This window comes from Bacillus siamensis KCTC 13613, from assembly GCF_000262045.1.
Classification (GTDB): domain Bacteria; phylum Bacillota; class Bacilli; order Bacillales; family Bacillaceae; genus Bacillus; species Bacillus siamensis.
In genome coordinates, this window is the sequence record NZ_AJVF01000037.1 from 127,598 (window position 1) to 153,180 (window position 25,583).

General features: G+C 47.1%; 23 protein-coding genes, 2 pseudogenes and 1 riboswitch. Of the genes and pseudogenes, 7 read left to right on the forward strand and 18 right to left on the reverse strand.

Annotated elements, in window-relative coordinates:
* Positions 1-36 precede the first annotated feature (36 nt).
* The 5 genes from Y79_RS0108040 to Y79_RS1000000121965 all read left to right on the forward strand — a co-directional run bounded on the left by Y79_RS0108040 (position 37) and on the right by Y79_RS1000000121965 (position 3,308).
* Complete coding sequence (locus Y79_RS0108040; protein WP_116746213.1) at positions 37-1,314, forward strand: Nramp family divalent metal transporter; 1,278 nt, start codon at positions 37-39, stop codon at positions 1,312-1,314.
* Between the two features lie 107 nt (positions 1,315-1,421).
* Complete coding sequence (locus Y79_RS0108045; RefSeq protein WP_029575267.1) at positions 1,422-1,688, forward strand: hypothetical protein; 267 nt, start codon at positions 1,422-1,424, stop codon at positions 1,686-1,688.
* Between the two features lie 508 nt (positions 1,689-2,196).
* On the forward strand, positions 2,197-2,481 hold the full coding sequence (locus tag Y79_RS0108050; RefSeq protein WP_016937203.1) for a hypothetical protein: 285 nt from the start codon (positions 2,197-2,199) through the stop codon (positions 2,479-2,481).
* A 72-nt stretch (positions 2,482-2,553) separates the two neighbouring features.
* Positions 2,554-3,111 (forward strand): hypothetical protein, encoded by a 558-nt coding sequence (locus Y79_RS0108055; RefSeq protein WP_016937204.1) that lies wholly within the window; start codon positions 2,554-2,556, stop codon positions 3,109-3,111.
* 17 nt (positions 3,112-3,128) lie between these two features.
* A complete protein-coding gene (locus Y79_RS1000000121965; RefSeq protein WP_016937205.1) occupies positions 3,129-3,308 on the forward strand; it encodes a hypothetical protein in 180 nt (59 codons plus the stop codon).
* 540 nt (positions 3,309-3,848) lie between these two features.
* On the opposite strand, the gene Y79_RS1000000121225 is transcribed toward Y79_RS1000000121965, so the two are convergent.
* Both Y79_RS1000000121225 and Y79_RS01000000120095 read right to left on the reverse strand, forming a co-directional pair.
* A complete protein-coding gene (locus Y79_RS1000000121225; RefSeq protein ID WP_007410191.1) occupies positions 3,849-4,010 on the reverse strand; it encodes a hypothetical protein in 162 nt (53 codons plus the stop codon).
* A 177-nt stretch (positions 4,011-4,187) separates the two neighbouring features.
* Positions 4,188-4,388 (reverse strand): annotated as a pseudogene (locus Y79_RS01000000120095) (ArpU family phage packaging/lysis transcriptional regulator); the annotation flags it as partial.
* Positions 4,389-4,556: 168 nt separating this feature from the next.
* Between Y79_RS01000000120095 and Y79_RS0108075 the strand changes: the two are divergent.
* A pseudogene (locus tag Y79_RS0108075) lies at positions 4,557-4,989 on the forward strand (N-acetyltransferase family protein).
* A gap of 119 nt (positions 4,990-5,108) precedes the next feature.
* On the opposite strand, the gene Y79_RS0108080 reads toward Y79_RS0108075, so the two are convergent.
* The 10 genes from Y79_RS0108080 to Y79_RS0108125 all read right to left on the reverse strand — a co-directional run bounded on the left by Y79_RS0108080 (position 5,109) and on the right by Y79_RS0108125 (position 19,574).
* Positions 5,109-6,830, reverse strand: coding sequence for a pyruvate oxidase (locus Y79_RS0108080; RefSeq protein ID WP_016937208.1), 1,722 nt, complete (start codon positions 6,828-6,830; stop codon positions 5,109-5,111).
* 58 nt (positions 6,831-6,888) lie between these two features.
* Positions 6,889-7,335 carry an NUDIX hydrolase gene (locus Y79_RS0108085; RefSeq protein ID WP_016937209.1) on the reverse strand — a complete coding sequence of 149 codons (447 nt, stop codon included), beginning with the start codon at positions 7,333-7,335 and terminating at the stop codon, positions 6,889-6,891.
* Positions 7,336-7,388: 53 nt separating this feature from the next.
* Complete coding sequence (locus Y79_RS0108090; RefSeq protein ID WP_016937210.1) at positions 7,389-9,209, reverse strand: APC family permease; 1,821 nt, start codon at positions 9,207-9,209, stop codon at positions 7,389-7,391.
* A gap of 156 nt (positions 9,210-9,365) precedes the next feature.
* A riboswitch (cyclic di-AMP (ydaO/yuaA leader) is annotated at positions 9,366-9,512 on the reverse strand.
* 134 nt (positions 9,513-9,646) lie between these two features.
* Positions 9,647-11,764 (reverse strand): cellulose biosynthesis cyclic di-GMP-binding regulatory protein BcsB, encoded by a 2,118-nt coding sequence (locus Y79_RS0108095; RefSeq protein WP_016937211.1) that lies wholly within the window; start codon positions 11,762-11,764, stop codon positions 9,647-9,649.
* A gap of 5 nt (positions 11,765-11,769) precedes the next feature.
* On the reverse strand, positions 11,770-13,032 hold the full coding sequence (locus Y79_RS0108100) for a glycosyltransferase family 2 protein (protein WP_016937212.1): 1,263 nt from the start codon (positions 13,030-13,032) through the stop codon (positions 11,770-11,772).
* Complete coding sequence (locus Y79_RS0108105) at positions 13,025-14,752, reverse strand: DUF2334 domain-containing protein (protein ID WP_029575268.1); 1,728 nt, start codon at positions 14,750-14,752, stop codon at positions 13,025-13,027. Before Y79_RS0108105 ends, Y79_RS0108100 begins: the two co-directional genes overlap by 8 nt.
* Complete coding sequence (locus tag Y79_RS0108110) at positions 14,742-15,590, reverse strand: diguanylate cyclase domain-containing protein (protein ID WP_016937214.1); 849 nt, start codon at positions 15,588-15,590, stop codon at positions 14,742-14,744. Before Y79_RS0108110 ends, Y79_RS0108105 begins: the two co-directional genes overlap by 11 nt.
* Positions 15,571-16,656, reverse strand: a complete 1,086-nt coding sequence (locus tag Y79_RS0108115; protein ID WP_016937215.1) for a hypothetical protein — start codon at positions 16,654-16,656, stop codon at positions 15,571-15,573. The genes Y79_RS0108110 and Y79_RS0108115 overlap by 20 nt, the downstream gene beginning before the upstream one ends.
* A gap of 233 nt (positions 16,657-16,889) precedes the next feature.
* A complete protein-coding gene (locus Y79_RS0108120) occupies positions 16,890-19,076 on the reverse strand; it encodes a DNA topoisomerase III (protein WP_029575269.1) in 2,187 nt (728 codons plus the stop codon).
* A gap of 63 nt (positions 19,077-19,139) precedes the next feature.
* A complete protein-coding gene (locus Y79_RS0108125) occupies positions 19,140-19,574 on the reverse strand; it encodes a transcriptional regulator LrpC (RefSeq protein ID WP_003156263.1) in 435 nt (144 codons plus the stop codon).
* Between the two features lie 176 nt (positions 19,575-19,750).
* On the opposite strand from Y79_RS0108125, the gene Y79_RS0108130 reads away from it, so the two are divergent.
* Complete coding sequence (locus Y79_RS0108130; protein ID WP_016937217.1) at positions 19,751-20,041, forward strand: DUF3817 domain-containing protein; 291 nt, start codon at positions 19,751-19,753, stop codon at positions 20,039-20,041.
* A 37-nt stretch (positions 20,042-20,078) separates the two neighbouring features.
* On the opposite strand, the gene Y79_RS0108135 is transcribed toward Y79_RS0108130, so the two are convergent.
* The 6 genes from Y79_RS0108135 to Y79_RS0108165 all read right to left on the reverse strand — a co-directional run bounded on the left by Y79_RS0108135 (position 20,079) and on the right by Y79_RS0108165 (position 25,577).
* Complete coding sequence (locus Y79_RS0108135; RefSeq protein WP_014304362.1) at positions 20,079-20,888, reverse strand: lipid II flippase Amj family protein; 810 nt, start codon at positions 20,886-20,888, stop codon at positions 20,079-20,081.
* 498 nt (positions 20,889-21,386) lie between these two features.
* Positions 21,387-21,809 carry a pyridoxamine 5'-phosphate oxidase family protein gene (locus tag Y79_RS0108140; RefSeq protein ID WP_016937218.1) on the reverse strand — a complete coding sequence of 141 codons (423 nt, stop codon included), beginning with the start codon at positions 21,807-21,809 and terminating at the stop codon, positions 21,387-21,389.
* 6 nt (positions 21,810-21,815) lie between these two features.
* Entirely contained in the window at positions 21,816-22,439 is a 624-nt protein-coding gene (locus Y79_RS0108145) for a GNAT family N-acetyltransferase (protein ID WP_029575270.1), read from the reverse strand.
* Between the two features lie 87 nt (positions 22,440-22,526).
* Positions 22,527-23,030, reverse strand: coding sequence for a D-lyxose/D-mannose family sugar isomerase (locus Y79_RS0108150; protein ID WP_016937220.1), 504 nt, complete (start codon positions 23,028-23,030; stop codon positions 22,527-22,529).
* 12 nt (positions 23,031-23,042) lie between these two features.
* On the reverse strand, positions 23,043-23,903 hold the full coding sequence (locus tag Y79_RS0108155) for an SDR family oxidoreductase (RefSeq protein WP_016937221.1): 861 nt from the start codon (positions 23,901-23,903) through the stop codon (positions 23,043-23,045).
* Between the two features lie 159 nt (positions 23,904-24,062).
* Positions 24,063-25,577: a class I adenylate-forming enzyme family protein gene (locus tag Y79_RS0108165; protein ID WP_029575271.1), complete on the reverse strand. Its 1,515-nt coding sequence runs from the start codon at positions 25,575-25,577 to the stop codon at positions 24,063-24,065.
* Between the last annotated feature and the right edge of the window lie 6 nt (positions 25,578-25,583).

Here is a 25,583-nt window from a genome sequence, read left to right on the forward strand (position 1 = left end):
TATTTAGCTAAAAATCTATCGGAATTTAGGTGAGACATAATGAGCAAAGACATCTCAGCACAATCATTGCAAGCAAAAGCCATTCAGGATGCACTTGACGGCAAAAGCAAGGGATTCAAGCGGCTTCTGCCTTTTTTAGGTCCCGCATTTATCGCGGCGATTGCCTACATTGATCCGGGAAACTTCGCTACGAATATCTCAGCTGGTTCGAAATTCGGGTATATGCTGTTGTGGGTCATCCTCTTTTCAAACTTGATGGCTTTTTTAATTCAAGTCCTTTCCGCGAAGCTCGGCATCGCGACGGGTAAAAACCTGCCGGAAATCGCCAGAGACCGGTATCCGAAATGGGTATCGGCCGGGTTGTGGATACAGGGTGAATTGGTGATCATGGCGACTGATCTGGCTGAGTTTATCGGAGCGGCCCTCGGGCTCAATCTGCTGTTCGGCATACCGATGATGGAAGCGGCCATTATCGCGGCGATCGGCTCATTCGCGATTTTAGAGCTGCAGCGCCGCGGTTACCGGGCGCTGGAAGCGGGCATCGCCGGACTTCTGTTTGTGGTGGTGATCGCCTTCGCCCTGCAAACCTTCTTCGCCAAGCCTGACGCCGCTTCCGTTCTCGAAGGGCTGTTTATCCCGAAAATTGACGGAATGGACAGTGTGCTTCTGGCAACCGGGATACTCGGCGCAACCGTGATGCCGCACGCCATTTACTTACATTCCGCACTGACACAGCGCCGTGTCGTCGGAAAAACGGATAGCGAGCGGAAAAAGATTTTTAAATTCGAGACGATTGACATTCTCATCGCGATGGTGATCGCAGGGGCGATTAACGCAAGCATGCTGATTGTAGCGGCGGCGCTTTTCTTCAAGAACGGGCTGTATGTAGAAGATTTAGACGTGGCTTATCAGCAATTCGGCCACTATATCGGGCCGGCATCAGCCGCTCTCTTCGGAATCGGGCTGCTGGCCGCGGGGCTTTCGAGCTCTTCTGTCGGCACATTGTCAGGCGACATTATCATGCAGGGCTTCATCCGTTACCGTATCCCGCTTTATTTGCGGCGTTTCATTACCATTATTCCGCCGATGCTCATCATTATCTCAGGGGTCAACGCCACAGAAGCGCTTGTATGGAGCCAGGTCGTTCTTTCATTCGGCATCTCCTTTGCGCTCGTGCCGCTGATTATGTTTACGAGCAACAGACGCCTGATGGGCGCCCTGACGAACCGTAAATGGGTGACGGCTCTCGCCTGGCTGATTGCGGTTTTGGTGATCGCGCTTAATCTGTTTGTGATTTACGATTCTTTCCGTTAGAAACACCGGCCGATATGGGCCGGTTTTTTTCTTTTGGCGCCGGCTCTCGTTCGTATCTTTTTCCGGGGGTTTTTGGTATGATAGAAGAAAAAATCGGAGTTTTGCTTATGTCAGTATTTATCCTTTTTTATCTGTGGATCGTGCCGATTGTCATCGGCATCTTCTGTTCTCTTATTGCTTATCGGACAACGGGCAAGAAACGCCTGATTCCCGGCTTTGTGATGGTCGCATTGAGTATCGTTTCCTTAATCACGGGGCTTTGGATCGGCGGAGTGAACTATCATGTGTTCATCGGGGGCATGTTTTTATTCGGTACGTTATTGGCCGGTTCCGCCTTCCCGTTTTTCTTCGCTCTTTCACGCAAAAAAAAATAAACAGGCATGCTGCCTGTTTATTTTTTTATTAACCCAAATTATAAAACCGCTCCGATCATGTGGTTCCGCCACAATCAGCCTATACATGTAGGCTCCGGCCCATGTTCTATTTCACGAAACTGCAGCTAAAATGAACCCTAGTAAAGAAGATTTTGGATCACGAGAAAAATACTGTATTAAAATCCTATTTACCCAAAAAATACCTATTGATAGAATGGTATCTGAGAGGGAAAAATGTTCAAAGCGGATCATATAGGTCCCGCCTAAATACATAGTCTTTCATTTCTCTCTACACTACATTTCTAAAGGAGGATTTCCCATTAGACACGCAGCTAAAGGCATTCTGTTTGCCGCATCTTTAGCCCTTGTAACTACTTCTTTTGTCCCCGCATCCTTAGCTAAAGAAAATCATAATAATACTGCCAATGCCACTGGAACGGCCAAATCATTTTTTTATCAGACTGATACACAATTTTCCTACGGACTAAAAGCACAAAGCGATGCATCTGTGTCAAAACCAGTCAAAGATGCAATCAGAGAAGTGCTGAAAAATAAAACAAAATTATTTAATCTTGTTGAAAGATTAGCAGGAAAGAAAATAAGAAATGAACTTGAATCTGTTTTCAATGAACACATAGAACCGGTTTTAAAGAAAATGCTGAACGAGTATGTCGCCTTAAGCTGGACTGACGTGGAAAAGAATCTTTATCTTTCACTTAAAAAGTCCGGACTTTCTGACAGCCAAGCTAAAAACCTCGCTCATTTGACAACTTTAGCAATGAAAACATTTTAAACTGATTCATAAATGATCATGCAAAGTGCTGTTAGATTCACTCTAATAGCACTTTTTCATTGGAGATTTCACATGACTATCTTTTTTACTGTTTTACTCACTCTCTTATGCTGCCTTGTTATTTCATCTCTTATTTTTATGATTCTATTAAAAAAGGAAATTGTGGATACACCACCCAACCGCTTAGCTCATGCAGCATTCATAGGGCTTATCGGATTCTCCCTGTTCTTCGCTGTAACTGTACCCAGCCTAGTTATTTATTTTGCAGCTATAACTGTAAATCATTTTTTCGGAGAATATATCTTCTATGGTTCACTTTCAGACTTATACATATTTTCTGTCGTCGGAAGTATTTTAGCTTTCATTTATATGCTAATCCTTATGGCAATTGTAAAAGGAATGACTCATGTTCTTAAATTACCTGCTTGGTTAGCCTATATCCTTGAATTCATTTTTGCATGGTCTGCTGTTTACTTCTCAATTAAATATGTTTCCAATCATATCATTGAGAACATAGCTATATTACAAGGTGGAGAAATTCTTCTTTCATTCTTCATAACTTTCTTATTTTCAGGCCTGGATATCCTTTTTACTCATTTGGATAAGATCTCAAAAGAGAAATTAAGCTAATAAAGGGGGAAATGGGTATGAAGAGCATTAAATATATATCTTATTTTTCTATTTCTTTAGTTTTGCAGGTGGTATGGCTGCTGCTAATAAAAGAAACCTCTAATATATCTCTAATAGATATGATGACGATGTCCTTTTTATTCACTCTCTTTATGTTCATCTTGGATCACATTTTTAAAGAAAAGCGGGCAAAATAGGGACTGCTTTTTTATTTTAACATTCCTTCAGCTTCGCTTTCATTTTCGGTCTGTAAATTCCGCCAGCAGCCAGACCATACATTGACTTAAAAAACAAAAAACCCTCTTCGTCATGAAAAGAGCTTCATTCATCATACGGCCGATACTTTTATCGAATGTAAATGCAAATCCCCCGCATTTACGGAGGGACAAAAATGCTCATTAATTATCTTGTGTAAAGCTCACAAACACTTGGCTTAATATGCTTCGCGGCTAAACCAACAACTCCACATCTAACTGCATTTTTTCCGACGATTTTTAAGATGGAATAGCCGCTTCTATCCACATTTTTTCAAGTAATTTTTGCAGACCTCCGGAAATAAAGTCAATAATTTTTTGTTTTAAGCAACCCATATAAGATGCTGTTGAGAAATCACTGTCAGTGTTCGGAACTCAGGAACGAATTTCCCAAAGACTAATTGCTCATTCACGATGTACTTCCCATCTTTAAGGAGGGATGCTTCATCAAAAGTGAACTGAAGTGGGGGCAGGGATTTTTTGTTAAAAACTTTTGAACATGAAATTCAAAAAAATAAACAGCACGATGATCGTCACAACAATAAAGGCTTCTCTTGTGAAGTTTTTATCATCTTCTTTTTGCTGTTTCTTTCTCTTAATCTCTTCTCTATATTTTCTTTGAACCTCTTTCTTTTTCTCATCCATTATCTAAACTCCTCTGAGTCCTTTTTTCTTTTTATCACTTGCACCCCTCCTTTCAGTTACTGCCATTTTATCGCGCAACAAATAAGTACACCAGTGAAAAAAGCCTTGACTATAAAGCCTTCTCGCACAGCTGAGACTCTAAAAGGTGAATTTAATTTAACGGATTAAAAACAGCCCTCAGATGATTCCGAGCGCTGTCGCGATATTGCAAATGGCCTGCCTTTTCACCTGATAAAACTTATCTCTTTTCAGGCCGAGCTCAATCATAATTTCTAAATCCTTTATTTTTCTTGATGACAAATATTTCTTTTCAAGAATACTGCGCTCATCTTCATCAAGACAGTTCTCTAGCGCCCTATCCATTTGCTTGGCCGTCAGTGATTTTTCCGGGAAGCGGCGGCTCATTTGAGTTAAGCGCTTCATGAGAACGGTTCCGCCTTCTTAAACAACAAACCGGTTCAAAACCAATTCAAAACTTTTCATTATTTGGAATATTTGTGTAAGTTTTGTATAACAAAAATTAACAAAGAGTGAGGGGGGAAACATATGATCATCAGGAGCGCGGAACCTTATGATGTAAACCAATTTTTTAATGTACCTGTATATCGTGGATTTTTATCAACGGCCTAAACCACCGATTGAACATATACATCGTTTGATTGAAATGCTATTTGAAAAGGACAGAGGTATTCAATTCGTTGCTGAACAAGATGGGGAACTTATTGGCTTTGCAACATTATATTTTAGTTTTAGCACGACGAAAGCAGATAAAATAACAATAATGAATGATTTATTCGTGGCAGAAAAAGCAAGAGGCACAGGAGCAGCCCAAGAACTGTTTAAAAGTTGTGAGGCATTTACAAAAGAAAACGGATATGCGCATATGTCATGGATAACAGCAACTGATAATTACCGTGCACAAAAGTTCTATGAAAAGATGGGCGGCTCCCTTGGAAATTGGCTGACCTATTCCATTTAACCCGGAATAACCTTTTTGAAGAAAAATGATATCAATAGAAGAGCCTATATGCAAACAAGCTGCACGGCAAAAAAATAAACAGGCATGCTGCCTGTTTATTTTTTTATAAGCGCCGCTTTTTAAAACAGCCGTTTCAGGCTTTTCTTGAGCGACGGCATTTCGATTTTTTGGTTTTCAAAGAAGTTTTTCAGCATGTATTTGCTGAAGCCTTTCGCTTGGCCGTAAGTGATTTTTCCCGGAAGCGGCGGCTCGTCGCCGATGACGGCGTCAATGACGACCGGTTCATTTGAGTTGAGCGCTTCATGAAAAGCGGGAGCCAATTCTTCGTGTTTCGTCACTTTGATCCCTTTTGCCCCGCAGCTTTCTGCAAAAGCGGCATAATTCACATTTTGCAGATGGGTGACGTAGTCAATGTTGCCTTTGACTTGCTGTTCATATTCAATCATGCCTAAATTTTCGTTGTTTAAAATGACAACCGTAATCGGCAGTTTATATTTAACAGCCGTCGGCAGATCCTGCATGACCATTGAAAATCCGCCGTCTCCGCAAATGGCGATGGACTGCCGCTCAGGTTCGGCAAGGCTTGCGGCAATCGCTCCCGGAAGCCCGCATCCCATCGTGGCGAGCCAGCTTGAGACGATAAAGTCCTGCTTTTTCATTTTAAAATGGCGGGCCATCCATACCGTAACTGTTCCGACATCCACTGATAGGACGGCATCCTCTGCGGCCGCATCCTGGAGCCGGGCGATGACCTGCTGCGGCTTGAGCGGATGAGTCGCCTCGGTTTCATCTTTTTCGATTTCCTTCCACCAATGCTTCATGTGCTCGGTGCAGGCGTCTAAAAATCTTCTGTCTTCTTTATATTCAATGTAATCCGTCAGCTCTTTCAGGCCCAAAGCCGCATCACTGACGATTCCCGCATTGACGGGATAGCGCTTGCCGATTTTGGCCGGATCCGAATCAAGCTGGATGGCGGGCGTATCCTCCGGGAGATAATCCCTGTATGGGAACGATGTGCCGAGCATGATCAGCAGATCGCATTCCTCCATCGCTTCGTAGGCGGGCTTTGTGCCGATTTGCCCGAGATTTCCGAGAAAATGGGGATGGCTGTCAGGTATGACCCCTTTTGCCGGCAGGGTAATGACAATCGGAGCGGCCGCTTTATCGGCGAATGCGAGCAGCTCCTCTTTTGCTGACTTTAACCCTTGGCCGGCGAGAATGACCGGTTTTTTTGCGTTGTTAATATATTGCGCGCATGTCACGAGATGTTCTTTTTTCGGCTCGATATCGGCTTTTAAATATATCGGCGACGTGTAGACCGGCTCCCGTTTGATTTTTTGCGCGAATAAATCATCAGATACGGTTAAGACGGCAACGCCTTTTTTACTGTAAGCCGTACGGATCGCCTGGTTCAGAAGATCGGGCAGCGCTTCTGCTGTATGTACTTGCTGGTTGAACACCGCCACGTCCTCAAACATTTGCTCTAATTTGATTTCCTGAAAGCTGTCACGGCCGATTTCATCTGAGGCAACCTGTCCCGCAATCGCCAGCACCGGAACACCGTCCGCTTTGGCGTCGTATAAACCGTTCAGCAGATGAACGGCTCCCGGCCCTGCGATTGAAAGGCAGACACCGATCTGCCCGGTCAGTTTTGCCTCAGCCGCGGCGGCCAGGGCTGCGACTTCCTCGTGCCGGGTTTGGATGAATGTCAGGTTGTTTCGTTCATGTCTCAATTCTTCGATAAATTCATTAATGCTGTCTCCGGGAATGCCGTATATATGTCCGACTCCCCATTGTTCAAGCAGCTCTGTCATTACGTGTCCTGCTGTTTTACTTGGCATACTGCATCCTCCTTTTACCTGTATTCATCCCCTTTTTAAAACGGGTTGAAACACGGGGCTATCTGCCTGACTTTTTTCTCAGCAGATCAAGGATGGATAACAGATGCCGGTCTTTCAGCGTTACCTTCATATTTGCCGCATCATTGATTCCGTCTTTTACTTGGCGTTTCCTGTTCGGCACCATGAACAGCGGCAGCCGGTTTGGGGAAAACCAGCGTAATGCGGCGGTTTTCGGCCCGTTCATCAGCGGGGTTCCGCCAGTAACGGCTCCGATGAACACGTGCTGTGTATCTTCAAATGCAGGCCTTTCATACTCACCGGATTTTTGCAGAATGGTCACGTTATAACCGGTTTCTTCGAAGGCCTCTCTCATGGCTGCGGCTTCAGGTGTTTCACCTTCTGCGATCCCGCCGCCGGGCAAATCCCATAAGGGAACGTCTTTTCGTTTTACGAGCAATATGTCCCGCCCGTCATTTTGAATGATGACAAACGCGCCTTGAGCCATGTCGTCCTCCTTTACAAAAAAGACCGCGGCACTAAGGCCTGCGGTCTTTACCGTTACTTTTTAAAATGATACGGCAGTGTAGCGACGATTATGTCCTTCTTCCAAAACAGCCGGACGCGGAGCAAGAAGGCTGATTGGTTGTGAAGGATGGTCTGCCAGCGTTTTTTCGTAATAAATTGCGGAAACAGCACCATCACGGAGAACTGTTCTTTTTTCGCTTTTTGTTCGACCGTCTCTAAAAACTTATCAAACGGGTGAACCAGACTGCGGTATGAGGAATGCAGGGTGACGAGGCGGACACCGTTATGAAGCTCTTCCCAGCGCTTTTCCACCTTCTTTTCGTTTTCCCTGTCAAAGGAAACATGAACCGCAATGACCTGATCCGATAATGATTTCGCATACTGAATCGATTTTTGGACGACCGTGGTGACACCGGCGACAGGCACGATGACGACGGTTCCCTTAATTTCCTCAGGCTGCTGATCAACGACCCGCAGCTGTTCGCTGACCGCGGTGTAGTGATTTTTAATAACGAAAAACAAAAAGACGACAGCCGGCATGAATAACAGCACGGGCCAGACAAGATTGAATTTTGTCGCGAATAAAATGCACAGCACCATAAATGAAATGGCGGCGCCGCATGAGTTGATCAGCATTTTTACAGCCCAGCCCTTCGGCTTCTGCCTGATCCACTTGATGCACATTCCCGTCTGCGACAGCGTAAACGGAATGAACACACCGACGGCATAAAGCGGAATGAGATGTTCCGTGCGGCCGCCGAATAAAAGAATAAGCAGGATGGACGCGATACCGAGAAAGATAATTCCGTTTGAAAAACCTAATCGGTCGCCGCGAACCGTAAACATTCTCGGCATATACTGATCGCGCGCTAAATTAAACGCCAGCTGCGGAAATGCGGAAAAGCCCGTATTCGCCGCCAGCACGAGAATCAATGATGTAACGCCTTGAATGAAATAATACACCGTATGGCGTCCGAAGGTTTCCGCGGCGATTTGTGAAATAACGGTCTCGTTAGGCTTCGGACCCGTGCCGTAGCCGTACGCCAGCACCGTAATCCCCGTAAATAAGATCGCCAGCAGAATCCCCATCATGGCCAGAGTGCGGGCCGCGTTTTTCGCCGGAGGATTTTTAAAAGCCGGGATCGCGTTTGAAATGGCTTCAACACCGGTCAGCGCCGAACACCCTGAAGAAAAGGCCTTCAGCAGCAAAAACAGCGTGATGCCCGCTACGGGCGTGCCGATCGGTGTATGCTCGGCCGGATGAACCTGGCCTGTCATGAGCTTAAACAGCCCGACGACGATCAAAAGGACAAGCGCCGCCACAAACAGATAGACGGGATACGCCAAAATGGACGCCGACTCTGACAGCCCTCTCAAATTTAAAATCATAATCAGAATCACAAGCAAAACAGCAATGAGCAAATGATGCGGGTGCAAAGCCGGAAATGCCGATGTAATGGCGTCAGTTCCGGCAGAAATGCTTACCGCCACCGTCAGAATATAATCAACAAGCAATGAGCCGCCCGCAATCAGGCCGGGCTTCTCACCAAGGTTTTCTTTAGAAACCATATAAGCGCCTCCGCCTTGCGGATAAGCGTAAATAATCTGTCTGTAGGACAGAATCAAAGCAAGCAGCAAAATAAGAACGCCGGCTGCGATCGGAATGGAATACCAAAACGCGGCCGCGCTTACCGCAGCCAAAATGATCAGAATCTGTTCCGTTCCGTAAGCAACTGATGAAAGCGCGTCTGAAGAAAGCATGGCAAGCGCCTTGAGTTTCGTCAGTTTCTGCTCTCCGGCAGCCTGTGATTTCAGCGGTTTCCCAATCAAAAATCTTTTGATTGAATGATACATTTGTTGTCTTCCCCTTTTTTTCATTTTCCGTTTGATTTACAAACCCTTACTGCTATGATGTCTCCGAATGCTGATTGCATGCCTTATTTCAGGACAGCAAAAAGACACAGAGGCAAACGGATGCCCCTGCGCCATAATCGTGCACAGGTTTCATTCATCTCCTCTCATGAACGCTTACGAGGTTAGCTGTCGGATTCGGGCTTATGAGAGTTGGCCCTACCTGAAAAAGGATTCACCCCAAGCGGCATGACGCGCCGCAAATTGGTTCCCCCGCTCTGGATACAGATTAAGCGATATAGATTATAAAAGAGATCATACTCCCGTCCCGTCCGGTTGTAAAGGGGCTTTTATGCTGTTTCAAAAATAAAAAAATTACCGCCAAAAATGGAAATAAAAATACAAAAAAAGAGGCCTGTTAACGGCCTCTTTTGCTTTCATTACTCTTCACTTTTTTCATTGTCCGCTTTTCTTTTTTTCCTTCTTGCCGTCAGCCAGATCAGGCCGGCAGCAATGATCATAAGCGCCGCGAAAACAGCGATATACGTGACGTTCAGTGCTGCGGAACGGCTTTTCGTATCAGCCGATGGACTGCTGTCATCGGATTTGATTTGCTGATGGTTCGAAAACAGCTGCTTGCCGCCCGTTTCGTTGACGACGGTTGCGGCATCGCTTGTGCTGTCTAAAAAGCTGATCAGCTCTTTTGTGACGGCCGCGCCGCTTCCTGATAACGGAGCAAAAACAGCAATACTGCTGTCTGAGTCCCAAGGTGATTTCTGTGTAAACGCGACTTGTTTCGTCGTCTCATTCAGCATCTGAAATGATGAAACATCGTAAGCGCCGCTGCGGTCTGACGGCACGAGAAGCTTAGAAGCGTTTGACTTCAAAAGCGGAATTTGCGGCAGACTTCCGATAAACACAACATTCCGGCCTTTGGCGTCCGCTTCCTTCATGTCTGATGCCATCTTCACGGTAAATGACTGCCGGGCGCCGTTTCCGAATGAATCAGCCACTAAAGAAAGCTCTTTAAGTGTCTGCATAGTCACGTCATCCGGGATGACGATCACAGTTTTCTTATTCACGCTACCCGCAAATGGGAGCGGCCATTGCCCGAAATCCGCTTTCTGCGCCGCATCGCTTACCGGATACGTCAGCGTGCTGCTTTTATCAATATAGACCCATTTGTTTTCGTCACGGTCGATACACGGATTGTTATGTTTCAAGCCTGAGGTGACAAATTGCAGATCAATGTATCTGCTGCTGCGCAAAAGTTTCGGATCAATCGGGATTGAGACGTGGTAAAAGCCGTCTTTATCCTTATTGCCGAGATCATCAAGACGCACCGCATTCGGCTGTCCGTTGACCATGACGTTCAGTTCCGCTTTCTCGGCGTCATCACCAGAATCGGCCTTCGTCCGGACCGCTTCCGACGTCTTTAATGTAAGCGAAAACTTAACCTTCCCGTCTTTATCAACAGCGGCCGCCGCAGGGTAAAAGAAATGCTCCGACGCCGTTTTGTTTGATCCGACCGTTACATTTCCCGCGCCGAAATCGTCTAAAGTCAGTTTATTGCCTGTCTTTTCAGCAGCGGGCTGAAGACGGCCGATCATCAGTGAGTCTCCGCTCAGCTGGCCTGAATAAGCGCTGTCTGTCATGACGCGGATTTTTTCTGCCAGCGTTTTGTCTGATTGTGCCGTGACAAACAGGACGGGCTGCCGTTTATCCCCGGCGGTGAGCACCCGTTCAGCGAGAAGGAGTTTGTTGTGTTCCGCTTTGATATTCCCGCGATCGAAAAGCTCTTTTATTTTGCCGTTCCAATGCTGCCCGGCGCCGATGACAATTGACGGATTGCTGATTTTGCCGGCGGCGGATTCTTTTACGTATGACACTTTCAGCCTGCTGTCAGCCGTTTTCAGAAATCCTTCTGTTTTGACTGCGGCTTCAGCTTCCGCAGAGGTCGGTTTGTCAGGAAGGATAATATCGGTTTCTTCACCCGTATTGCCTGATTGGGCAAACGGATACGGGAAATGGCTCAGATCCGCCCCCTTTGACTTGCTTGCTTCTGAAAGCACAAGGCGGCTGTCCGGATAAATCTTTATCCAGTTCCCTGACGTATCCTGCCTGACGCAGACGCCCTCTTTTAATACGCCGTAAAATTGCAATGATACGTTGTGATAGCCTTGGGCGGCTTGGCTTTTGCTGAGATTGAGCTTTACTGTTTTCCGCTTGGAGCTGCCGTCAAGCTTTATGGATTTGACCGGTTCATTATCAATGGCAATCGTTAAAGAAGACGGAGCTATTAATAAGTTTGACGCCTCGTAATCAATCAGGAGTGACTGATTGGCATTCGAAGCTCCCGCAGGAATCTGATAAGTCAGCTCCGAGCTGTCTTTCGCCCCGTAAAGAGTAATCAGATCGCCCGTCAGCGCCTGCTGCTCTTTTGCGCCTGCACTTGTTCTGAGGGCGGAACCGTCTGTTTTCAGTTCCTGGGCCGCGGCCGTCTGCCCGTTATATATCAGCAGCAAAAGGCCGGTTATCAATATGATCGCTTTTTTCAAAAAGGTCACCCGCTTTTATTTTGATTGTATCGCTCCGTTTTGTACCACTTGACTTCCTGCTTGAACAAGCGGTGCTTGATCTCTGTGAATAATGACCAGATGACAAGCACGATCCAAGCCTGGGAGTATGTAAAGTACATGAGAAATACGATAAAGAAGTTTTGTTTGTTCATTTCTGTTTTTTCAATGCTTAAAGTAATCATGACCTCGGTCATAAACAGGAAAAAGGCCAGTATCCACAAAATCATCGCCAAAAAACCGACTGCCAGATGCAGGTCGTAAAAAAGATTGATGATAAAAATCGTGTTTGACATGATCACACCGAAGAAAAACAAAAAATACGTAAAAAAGAAATAAAACAGATCGAAGATGATCCGCTTGCGTTTCAGCTTAAAAAATTGGGATAAAAACTTGAGAACGACGTATTGATTGCCGCGCGCCCATCTTGTCCGCTGGCGCCACCAGACCTTCCATGTCTCAGGCTCCTGCTCCCATGTCACAGCCGCCGGGAAAAAGCGGATATGGTACCCGAGATTATAGACGCGGATCGTCAGCTCGGTGTCCTCCGCCAGCGCCTTATCATCCCAGCCGCCAAGCCGTTCGATAATGCTCCGCCTGATGGCGAAGTTTGTTCCCGGGATGGTGGCGATTTTGAACCATTTCCATCTGCCGCCCTGCGCCATCCATTGAAAACAGATGGTTTCAATATTGATAAACTTCGTCAGGAGCGTTTTGGCCGCGTTGATGACCCGGAATTTCCCGACAACCGCTCCCGCTTTCTCATCATTCATCAGACCGAGAACCAGGTAGTACACCGCCATTTTTTCCGGCGTATTGTCCGCATCATACACGCAGATCACGTCTCCGTTCGATTCGGCAAACCCTGAGTTCAGCGCCGAGGATTTTCCTTTTCCGGCGTTCGGGGGCTTTGTGACAACCATTTTAATGAAATCATACTGACGGGAAAATTCATTGACGATGTCCCCCGTCCGATCGGAGGAATTATCGTTAACGACGATGATCTCAAGCCTGTCTTTCGGATAATACAGATTCACCATCGCCTTCAGCGTCTGCCTGATGACGACTTCCTCATTATGCGCGGGAATCAGGACGCTGACCTTCGGGAGCTCCCCCGCCTTTGCGCGCCATTTCGGAATGTTTTGTTCGAAGGTCATATAATGCCTGAATCCGCCCTGCATCAGAAACATGTGATAGAGAAGCATCACCCATATTAAACTTAATGAGATAAAAAACAGAATGTTACTCAAGGGTTCTTCTCTCCTTAAAGATTCGTTTTTTTAATGTGGCGCGCAAATAAAGGACGTAGCATGCGAACATGATGATAAACAATAACACCACGCCGGAGAGAATCCAAAGCGCTTTTTCCAGAGGCGTCTGCTGATGGTGATTGAAAAAGGATGTTATCGGGTGAATCTTGTTTTCCACATGAATGATTCCGTCTCCGTTCGTTTTGATTCTGACGCTGTCCGACGTTACCGTCTGCTTCGTTTTCTTCAGATCGAGCCACTCGCCGCCGGGGATTCGTTCCATCTGATTGACGAGCTCAGGGAGGTATTTCATGCCGAGATACGGATGATAGAAACCTCCCGCCACTCCGCCGCCGAAGTCAATCATCTGCGAGATATGATCCTCCATATCTCCGAGCGGATTTTCCTTTGAGTTATCGGCATAACCGATGGTTTCAGGGTACAGCGTCATCCCGTCCAGCATAGCCGGCTTTGAGACGAACGGAGGGGCGCCCGAGGTTTTCCACGTCGTGCCGCTGAGCTGCACTTGGCCGAAAATGCTGGAGAAATAAGAAGATGCGATTTTGTACCCTTCTTCAGACATCGTATAGTGCGGCGCTTCGAATGACAGCGGATAAAGGCCGAGCTCTGTCAGGTCATCAATCGCCTGCTCCAGCTTCGTTCTCGTGTAGATTTTCTCCTTTTCACGGAAAGGCTTCACATACGCCCGGTACGCTTTTTCATTCGGAAAATCCTGTTCCTTTTCAAGCTTGACCGGAGCATCGTCCGCATTTTCTGACGTAATCGGCTGATCCGTTTTGGCATCCCAAAATTCAAAGCCTTCTCCCGTTTCGCTGTACCGGTATGCGTGCGTATAGCCGTGGATAATGATGCTGCCGCCCATTTGCTGAAGTTTTTTCAGGACGCTGACCATTTTCGGCTTGTCCGCCAGATATACTTTTTCTCCGTTTTCCGGATTGAGGTAGACGGGAATCACCGCCAGAATAAACGGTATGTGTCGTTTATGCAGGTAAGCGCCCGCTTCGTAAAGCAATGTTTCATCTGACATCGGACTGATGTCTTCAAGCCGCAAATAAAGGAGGGTGCCGCCCTCTGATTCTCCAAACGCCTTGCGCAGTTCTTTCGCGGTCAGAAACGAATCATTTAACAGGCTGGTCACACCGAAATAATAGTCAGAGCGCCCCGTTTTCCATATAAAAGGGCGGGTGCTGCCGTCACCGGACCGGTATGTATAAAGGGGCTCCCCTTTTACTCCCGCTGCACCGAGCACGGACATTCCTTTTTCAAGCGGCATGTCTGTTTTTTCTTTCTTGCTGTAAATGCGGTATACCGTTTCTTTTTCCGTGAGGGACACCCCCGCAAATTGGCGGAATTGGCCAGCGTTATAGCCGATGCTGATAAGCTGCTGCGGCATGCTGCCGATCAGCGACATAAATGGTTTGCTGAGCTTTTTCTTCGTGACGCCGTAATAGATGACGCGCCGATTCTTTTCGAGGTCGGCGGCTGTGATATCTCCGTCGCTTTTCACGGTCACGGCGGATGAGAAATGGCCCGCGATCAAATCAAGCATTTTGACTTCAGCGGTTTCCTCTCCGTCCGCGCTTGTATAAATAATGAGAATGCCGTCCTTTTTGTCTGTTGCTCCCGCCGTACGGGGAATATAAACCGCCGAAATCATGAAGATTGCTGAGAGTAAGAGACGTATCCATTTAGAGTTCATTCATCATCATCTCGTTTTCCAGTTCATTTAAAAATTGCTCGGCCGTCTGTAAATCCTTTCGGTACGCCAAGTAACATACACGGAAGGTGATGGAGACGTATTTACCGTTTTGCAGCCGGTACGTATCCAATTCCTTTTTCAGCTTCGCCAGAACGGCCGGCATGTTTTCTTCAGGCGTATGGGTCAGCACGATGCCGAACCGTTCGGCGGACGGCCTGAATTTTTTATCTGTTTCCCGTACGCTTGACCGGATTTGACGGCTGATAAATGCCAGCAGGCGGTCGGTCTCTTTTTCTCCGTAGAGGGATTTGAATTCCTTGAAATAATGCATGTGCAGCAGCAAAAAGACAAAGGAATTGCCGTAGCGTTCCGCCCGCTTGATTTCCTCAGACAGTTCCAGCTTCATCCGGAGATGGTTGTCAAAGCCCGTCACCCTGTCGACGGCGACAAAGCTCGTGATCTCTTCCCGCAGCTGCTTCACTGAGCGCTCAAGCCCCTTGGCCAAATCGTGTATTCTTCCCGATATGTAGGAAAAAACGAGGAGCGCAATCCCCCAAACGGCCAGCATCTGCAGACCTTCGGCACCGGCAGACACCATAAAGCTCCCGGTCTGAAACCACAGGAGCAGGCTGCCGAGAACAAATAAGACGAGTAAGGTGATAACGAGCGCGTAGATCGCCCCGAACCATAAGCCGGCACCCGCGACAAGCAATGTGATGCAGGTTATCAGAAGCCCTGCGGATTGCTGTGACACATAGTAAATAAAAAAAGACAGCAACGCTAACATAACTGCTGTGTAGCTGCACAGTTTTTGTGATTCATTGAATGATATGTTCATTAAACAATTTCCTTTCAGCCAAAAGCGGCAGCAGGTTATCGAAAGAATGTGTATCGCTCCCGCTCATATAGCCGCCGTAATCAGGTTTCAGCGTGTCCAGCGTTTCAAATGAAGTCATTCTTTCATAAAGCGATCTGATGACAGCCGGATCAGCTTTTTGCTCTGTTAAAAAAAGAACGGCGAGAGCGTAAACGGACGGTGACTCGTATTGAACCGCCGGCTCCTTCGTGTCTGCGATGTACCGTCCATACAGCTGTCCGCGCGACTTCCATTCTTCTATCATCCATTTTGACAGCGCGGCGGCTTTGTCATCGCCCCGCTTCAGATTCACGGCGGCATACAGCTGGTCAATGACATTGACTTCGCTGTCATATTTGTATTCCTTAGTTTCGGTATTGAACGATTTCGGCAGAAAACCATTTTTCATGGGCGCAAGATTGAGAACATCAAGGTTCCGGTTTTCCGTTTTCTCATCGATAATCCCCTGTTCTCTGAGCATCTGTAAGGCGCCGGGGCCGACATAGGACAACGTCACGGTCTTTGATGTGGCATTTGAAGCGGCATCGTAATAATCCGTAAAATACCCCTCATTCATATTGTATTTTTTCAGAGCCTTCCCGATCTGCACCGCTGTTTTCCCGTATTCACTGTTTCCCCACAGGGTTCCGGCCTCATTCAGACAGTTCATGATTCTGAAATCGTCAATCAAGGCATTGGTGCCGTTCGCTTTATTCCCGGCAATTTTCCACGAGACGAGGCCGTTGTCCGTCAAAAATGAATCGGTAAGAAGCTGATATTGGGCTTGAAACTGCCGTTCATCTTTCCTGCCGAGCAAAAATTCCATCCATAGTCCGAGAGACTCAGATAAATATTCCGGCTCACCGGATATGTTCGTCTGAATCATTCCCCGCCCGTTCATCAATTTATGATAAATAAAATGCTCTGCGGGCTGAAGCGGTCCGGACGGTTCAGCAGCCGTCTGTTTTTCGGTGCCGGCCTCCGCGCATCCCGCCGTCAGCACAATTGAAATCAAAAGGATCATCAGACTAAAACCGAATCGTTTCACGTACCATCCTCCTATTTAGCAATTCCTTTTTTATACCTATATCTTATTTTTCACAAAGCAATTTTTACTATATAAGAAACGATAAAAGAATACTAGCATATTTTCACATTGGGAAATTTTAAAATAGGGACGCCGCCGGTTCTCCTTTTCCCTGTTTGTTTGGATTTCATTCCCAATACAGGGAAAACACGACAAAAGGCAGCATTTCTTTAAAAATGCTGCCTTTCTCTGATTTATTTATCCAGGCCGAGTTTTTTCAGCTGTTCTGCCAGCGCGTTGTTCATCGGCTCCTCTTTGTTTTGGCTTTTCATATAAGAGTTGATGTCCCGCTTGGATGCGCGTCCGGATTTATCTTTCGCCTTGCGCTTTTCAAAGACGGACAGTTTCTCCCGGTGGCCGCATACACATGCGAAGGTTTGGCCTTCGCCCTGGCCGCGAAGCTCCATTTTCTTATGACAGTTCGGACAGCGGGCGTTTGTTTTTCTTGCCAGCGTTTTCCGGCTGCCGCACTCACGATCCTGACATACGAGCATCGTGCCGCGTTTGCCGTTGACTTTAAGCATCATTTTGCCGCAATCAGGGCAGGCGGTGCCTGAAATGTTGTCATGTCTGAAAGTCTGGCTGCTGTTTTTGATTTCCTTCACCGTTTTGCCCGCATATGTTTTCATGTCTTTAATGAACACGGCGGATTTCAGTTTGCCCGCTGCGATGGCGGAGAGCTTTTGCTCCCAATCAGCGGTTAAGGCCGGCGATTTTAAATCTTCCGGGACGAGCTGTAAGAGCTGCTTCCCTTTTGACGTAATGAAAATATCTTTTTCTTTTTTCTCGATCAAGAAACTGTTGAACAGTTTTTCAATGATATCAGCGCGGGTGGCGACTGTTCCGAGTCCGCCGGTTTCACCCAATGTTTTCACAAGGTTCTTCTCTTCTCCCTGCATAAAGGCGCTTGGGTTCTCCATCGCGGATAACAGCGTGCCTTCATTAAAGCGCGCCGGCGGTTTCGTCTGACCGCTCGTTTCTTTCAATGATGAGACAGTGAGGCGCTGCCCCTGCTGAAGATCCGGGAGCGTCTGGTCTTTGTCTTCCTCATGATCGTCGTCATCCTCGTACATATCATACACGGCTTTCCAGCCAGGCGATTGAACCGTTTTCCCTTTTGCGGTAAATGTTTCGCCGCCGATATCGGCTGTGACCTTTGTTTCTTCGTATTCGAACGCCGGCATTAACACGGCGAGAAAACGTTTGGCAATCAGATCGTAAAGCTTTCGTTCTTTGTCGCTGAGGCTTGAAAGGATCAGCGGCTCCTCTGTCGGAATGATGGCATGGTGATCCGATACTTTCGCATCATTGACGAATCCTTTATGCGCTTTGACGCCCCGCTTCAGTATTTGATTGACGTACTGGGCGTACGGCTTAACTTCCATACCGTTTAAACGGTCTTTTAAAGTCGGCACGATGTCTGCGGAAAGGAATCTGGAATCCGTCCGCGGGTAAGTGACAAGCTTATGCTGTTCATACAGCTTTTGAAGCACGGACAGCGTCTCTTTTGCGGAGAAACCGAAGCGCTTATGAGCGTCCCGCTGCAATTCCGTCAAGTCGTAAAGACCGGGAGCGAAGCTTTTCTTCGCCGTTTTTTTCAATTCTGAAATGACTGCCGGCTTTCCTTGCAGGTCTTTTGCCAAACGGCCGGTCACCGTCTGATCGAACGTTCTTGTCTGCTTTGTTTTTTTATCCTGCCATGTCAGCGTCATCTGATCAGCCGCCGCGCGGAGACCGTAATAAGGAACGGGTTTGAACGCCTGAATATCCGCTTCGCGTTTGGCGATCATCGCCAGTGTCGGAGTCTGGACGCGTCCGCATGACAGCTGCGCGTTAAATTTCGTGGTCAGGGCGCGGGTCGCGTTGATGCCGACGATCCAATCCGCTTCCGCTCTGGCAACAGCGGAATGATACAGGTTTTCGTACTCTTTGCCGCTGCGGAGCTTTTGAAATCCTTCTTTAATCGCCTTATCTGTCACAGAGGAAATCCACAGCCGCTTAATCGGTTTGCGGACGTTTGCCTTTTCGATAATCCAGCGGGCCACAAGTTCCCCTTCCCGTCCTGCGTCTGTAGCGATTACGATCTGGCTGACGTCTTTCCGGACAAGCTGAGCTTTGACCGCATTGAACTGTTTTCCTGTTTTTTTAATGACGACGAGCTTTAAAGGCTCCGGAATAATCGGCAGATCCTCAAGCCGCCATGATTGAAATTCTTTGCCGTATCCTTCAGGGTCAGCGAGCGTTACCAGATGCCCGAGCGCCCATGTGACGATGTAGCGGTCGCCTTCAAGATATCCGTTTCCTTTTTTATGACATTTCAGAACGCGGGCCAAGTCCCGGCCGACTGAAGGTTTTTCAGCTAATACAACTGTTTTTGACATGCTTTTCACTTCTCTTTCTTTCACACTCATCCTGTTATTATAACAGACTTCCTCACGCTCTCTCTAATCGAGGACGTTTTTTGTGTCAATTTCTGAGAAAATGACGTGGGTCACGGTTTGGGCATACGGAGAGGTGCGGTTGATGAAGTGTTCGATGGTTTCCAGACTGTCCGCGTTAATCTTCAGCATATAACACGCCGCCCCGGCGACCCGAAAACAAAATTCAATGTTAGGAATGGATTGAATGTAGGTTTTGAATTGATCGTATTTTCCGTTTTTCACCGTCGCTTCGACAATGCAGGAGACGGGGAGCCCGATCTTTTTTTGATCAATGTCCAATGTATAGCGCTTAATAACGCCGAAGGATTCAAGCTGTCTGACACGCTCTGTGACGGACGGGGCTGACAATTTGATTTTTCTGCCCAGCTCCCGCATGGACAGGCGGCTGTCCCGCTGCAGCTCTTTAATGATGCTCAGATCCACATTATCTAGTTTCATGACTGTAGTCCTTCCTTACCCTTTTGGCTATATTATCAAGAGAAATCCGAAAAATGACAAGAACAACAGGCTGAAATCATGAAGGTTTTTTCAGGAACAGACGCGAAATGGTCATATTAGGACTGCCCTTTGCTTATAGTATAGAGGAAAAAAGATGTCCGACAGGAGGGAGCTGTATGTTACACACGCCGATCGGCAGACTTCGCACGATGGGGTTTATTGAAGGAATGTCGCTTTTGGTGCTGCTGTTTATCGCGATGCCGCTGAAGTATTGGGCTCATCATCCGCTCGCCGTCACCATTGCCGGTTCCATTCACGGCGGTTTGTTTATCATTTATCTGGCGGTGCTGGCGTATGTGGCGTTTACTGTCAAATGGCATGTGAAATGGTCAGCCGCCGGTTTTATCGCGGCCTTTATTCCGTTCGGTAATTTTATTTATGATCGCGGCCTGAGAAATTATCAATAAAAAAGCTCCTCTTCTGCAGAGGAGCTTTTTTCATGCGTTACATCCATTTCGTCACCCAGGCGATATAATAAGCGCCGGGGATGAATACGAGCTGGGCGAGAAGCGTGCCCGCGACCCTTGATGTGACCATCGTCAATGATGTCCATTTTAAGGAGACGTAGCTGCGCTTGCCCTTCGCCACATCGTCTGCCAGTACGGAGACTTTCGGGTCAACAAACACGGCCAACAGCATAGTCGCAACTCCGTTGATTAAGCCTGATGCCATCACGGCCGTCGTGCTGTGCTCAGGCGCCAGAAGGCCGGCGTACAGAGCGGACAGAACGCCGATCGTGTAAATCGACGTAATGACCATATTAATGACAAACAAGCGTTTCGGGATCATTCGGAATTGAAGCCCCTTTAAATAGGAGACTGACGGCAGTCTGATATAAGAACGCGCATGCTTAAGCCCGTTCAGTGAAAATCCTTTTTTAAATACCTGCATGACGGAGCCTCCTCCGTCCGCCAAGTGTATAATCGCCCTGGAGAATAACGCGACGAATGTCGGCAAAAGACAGATGCCGAGCATCGTTCCGACCGTGGAGCCGAATATTAAAAATCGAAACTGGGCGCCCACAACAGACAGAGCGTTTGATCCGGCGGCATCAATCAGATGTCCGGTAAACGGCTGCTGAACCATGTTTGACATGCGCGACACGATAACCATGACATTAAATAATGACAGCGCGGACGCGATAAATCCGACTCTCGCGCCGGAAAGCCGTGTTGCATAGGCAAGCGTTTCAATCGAATGTATCAGCAGCAGAAAACAGAAGATAAACAGTACTTGTGAAGTAATAACGTGCAATGTATGATTCCTCCAAATCTTTTCATACTGATTAGACTCTGCAGACTGCGGCGAGGTTTCGGCCGTTTACATAAAAAAACCGCCCGGATGTCCGGCGCGGTTTTGTCTTATTCTTTTCTTACGCAAATAAATAATATATGGTTGCCCGCCTTAGCCCGCGGGTGATTCGTATTAACAGTTCCGACAGAATCATTCTTCGAAAGTAAACACCATGGAAGTTCTTGAACACAAGACAACGAAAGCCCTACCTCTCAATCGTCACTGCGGCTCCGAAGCCGCGCCGGTGTGAATTGTAAAACAAAAAGTCTTTTTTCCATCTCTTCGTTAGGGGCGAATATCAGAAGGAAAAGAATAAGCTCAGCTTTTTTTCAAGCTGTCCGTTGAAGCCTGAAGCTTCTATATCAAAACAGAAAAAAGAAGTTTACTTTCTTTTTTATTTGCATGTTGTCACTTAGCAGTTAAGTATAACAGATTGCCCCTGAATAATCAAATGATTTATTAAAGTTCCAGCTCGGCCGGCGTTTTTTCACCCGCGTTCATGAGCTTGATCTGCTTCGGTTCAATTTCGAGAATCACCAGGTTCGGATCGTCTTTTCCGTCAAACCAGCGTTCCAGTTTCGAATCCCACAGCTTTTCTTTTAAATCTGCTGAGTTGTTCAGTTTGGCGGTTCCGGCCACTTCCACATAAGCGTCACCGAATCCGTCACAGTCATACCCTAACAGAATATGAACATTCGGATTGTTTTCAATTTCTTCCGCTTTATGAGTGTCTTTGCTCGTCGGCGTATAAATTGTTAAGCCGTCATGGAAAAATGTCATGTAGCGTGAATGCGGCTTGCCTTGCTCTACTGTCGCAAGCGAACCGACTTTATGATGATCCAGTACTTCAAGCACTTTTTCTTTGATTTCATTTTGATTCATGAAGAATCACTCCTTTTTAACGTCTCCGCTGTTACTTTTCCACATTGGGGAGACATTTAAACCAAGAAATGTGCTCTTCTGCCGTTCTTCGCTCCATTCCCGCTTCAGCATGCTGTAATTCACCGTGTCATGGTATGCGCCCTGTACGAAAATGCCTTCTCTCGTCAGTCCTTCTTTCTGAAATCCAAGCCGTTCCGCCACCGCCCTGCTTTTCGTGTTTTTTTCAGCGGCGCTGATCATGATGCGGTTCAGCCCGAGGCCCTGAAATGCATGGGTGATAACCGCCCTGCAGCTTGCGGTGATGATGCCGAATCCTTCATGCTCCCGATCCAGCCAGTAGCCGATTTCCGCTTTTTGATTGACTGTATCGACATTATGGATGCTGATCATGCCGCAAAACCGGCCCTTTACAAAAATTCCGGCGTCGAAACCATTCTCTTCCGCGTATTTATAGCGCCATTCCGGAATGATCACATCGCGGTACGTATCGATATCAGCCAGTTCTTCCGCCCAGCTGAGCCATTCGCTGAGATGGTTTTGATTTCGCTTCATAACAGAATACAATTCGTCCGTATCTTCTTTGGTAAGCAATCTGATCGTCAGATGTTCCCGGATTTGACAGGAAAACACGATCACACCTTCTTTCCTTTATTAGCCATTATACAGGTAAATTCATTTTTTTCCATACAAAAAAAGATGAGGCGTGCAGCCTCATCTTTAAATGCGCGGGTCGGTAAAAATGTCATGATCATCCGTGCTTGGCGATGACATTTCCGTAACGACGGCCCCTTCCTCTCCTGCTTGGAACCAATGTTTCGTATCCGGCGGAATGGTGTATTGTCCGCCCGGTTCCAGCACAATTTCATTCCAGACGGTGTAGTATTCCTTATCTTCTTCCGGCGGAAGGACGCTTGGGTTCTCTGCCTTTTCGCCTTCCACGTAGAGATACACCTTCCCCCAGCGGCAGCGGAATGTCTCTTGTTTTCCCTTTTCGCCGCCGACCGGCGGATGACGGTGTTCCGGACACGTCTGGCGCGGGAAGAGCACCAATTCTTTTGAACAGTAGCGGTCGGTATTCACATAAATAAACAGCTGAAGCCCGGTTTCCTCAAGCTTGCCTAAGCCGTAATCCATGATTTGAATATCTTCGACTTCATCATCAGTCAGAACGATTCCCGCTTTTTGATAGTATGCATTTACGTCTTGCTTCGATATTGTCATGCTTCAGCCTCCTTATGTGGTCACAAATCTGCCGCCGTTGACATGCAGCGTCTGTCCGGTCATATAAGATGATTCATCTGAGGCCAAGAGCACATAGCAGCCGACATGCTCAACAGGCTGGCCTGCCCGGCCCATCGGCGTATCCTGACCGAAGGAAGCGACGGTTTCTTCCGAGAATGTCGCCGGAATAAGCGGTGTCCAGATCGGTCCCGGCGCCACGGCGTTGACACGGATACCGTCGTTGACGAGCGCTTGCGCCATGGATCGCGTAAAACCGTTAATCGCGCCTTTCGTAGCCGTGTAGTCAATCAGCTGCGGATTGCCTGTGTATGGATTAATGGATGTCGTATTGATGATCGCGCTGCCCGGCTTCATGTAATCAATTGCTTTTTTAGTCAAATAAAATTGTGAGTAAAAGTTTGTCTTAAAGGTTCTGTGAAGCTGCTCGCTTGTAATGTCCTTAATGCTTTCTTTCGGATGCTGTTCCCCGGCGTTATTCACGAGAATATCAAGACGTCCGAATTCTTCAACCGTTTTTTCAACGGCTTCATTGCAAAAGTCTTCCTCACCGACATCGCCGGAGATTAACAGACATTTTACGCCTTCTTCTTCCACTCGTTTTTTTGTATCCTCCGCATCTCCGTTTTCATCAAAATAGACGATCGCGACATTTGCGCCTTCCTTTGCGTAAGCGACCGCTACGGCGCGTCCGATACCGCTGTCGCCCCCTGTGATAAGCGCGGTTTTCCCTTTTAGTTTATCAGCGCCTTTATATTCTTTGTATTCGTAAACAGGCGCCGGATTCATTTCGTTCTCAATGCCCGGCTGGCGGTTTTGTGATTTTGCAGGGAATTCCTTCGGATAGTTTTCCATGTCAAGTTCCTCCTTATTGTTCGTTGTCATATTTCTTGTCTACCTCTGCTGGCTTTTGGATAAACATGAATGAGACAGTTCAAAATGTTTTCGGAGAAAAATGTTTCACATGAAACGCAAGAAAAAAAACCCGGCCGGCAGCCGGGTTTAGGTTTTCAATTATGAACGTACCGCTTGTTTGCGGAGAACGTCTTTTCTCACTTTTCCAAGGTTGTTTTTCGGAAGTTCGCTGACGAACTCAATCTCTGGAATTTTAAAGGCAGCAAGACGTTCTTGAAGGAATCGGGTCACTTCATCTTCTGTCAGGCCTTCTCTGCCGTTTGTCACGATGAACGCTTTCGGTTTTTCACCGTAAAGCGGATCAGGGATACCGACAACCGCCGTTTCAAGAATTCCCGGCACTTGCTGAATGACCTCTTCAATCTGGTCAGGATAAATATTGTCGCCTCCGTAGATGATGACATCTTTATAACGTCCGGTGATATAGATAAATCCGTCTTCATCCACATATCCAGAATCGCCCGTATGGAACCAGCCGTCTTTCAGCACTTTCCGTGTCGCTTCTTCGTTATCTTCGTACCCTTTGAATAAAAACGGATTTGTCACAACGACTTCTCCGATTGAGCCTTGCGGAAGGACTTCGCCTGTTTCCGGATCTTCAATGCGGACGTCCACTTCTTCCATCGGTTTACCCGCAGAAGCGGCTTTATCCATTCCCATTTGCGGATTCCAAGAGCTGATGCCCCATGCTTCAGTGCTTCCGTATCCGTGCATGAGCGGAATGCCGATGTCGCGATACTGCTGGATCAGGCTGCTTGGCACCTTTGTTCCTCCAGTCATCAAATAAACGATAGAAGACATGTCAGTCTGGTGCTTTTCCCAGGCTTTCAGCAAGTATGTGTAATAGACAGGAAGCGCCATGATGGTTTGAATTTTCTCCTTTTCGATGAGCTTCAAGTTTTCTACAGGATCCTGATTGTCTGTCATAATGAATGTCGTTCCGCTCATCGTGCCGACCATCTGGCAGATAATCGCGCTCGTATGGTAATTCGGATGGCATGCTAAGAAGCGGACATTCTGCATTCTCCCCGTGTATGCCAATGTCGCTTTTACGTAGTTGTATATGCCGCCGTGAGTGATCATGCAGCGTTTCGGATTGCCAGTAGTACCCGAGGTAAACATCAGCAATGCCGTATCGTTTTCGGACACTGTTTCGACGTCCGGTGTATCGCCGGAGCCTGTCAATAAAGCGTCAAACTCAGGCGTTGTCTCCGCAGCTGTTCCGGTCACGACCTTCAGTTTAAGAGAAGATGCAAGCGCAGGAAGCACTTCTTCCATAATCTCTTTAAATTCAGTGCCGTAAAAAACAGCTTTCGGTTCACAGGCTGCTAAAATGCCTTTCATTTCATACGGTGTTAATTGCCAGCTGACCGGCACAACCACCGCTCCGATTTCAAGTGCCGCAAACATGACGATAGATGACGCGTGGCCGTTTTTACAAAGCATCGCCACTCTGTCGTCTTTTTTTATTCCTTTATCAAGAAGCGATTGCGCAAGCTGGTTGATTCGTTTTCGATATTCCGCGTAAGTCAGGGTATGCGCACCGCTTTTTACAGCTTCGATCTCTTCGCTATTTGAAATGTCGTGCAGAATCAGATGCTGTAATGTCTCCATATTTTC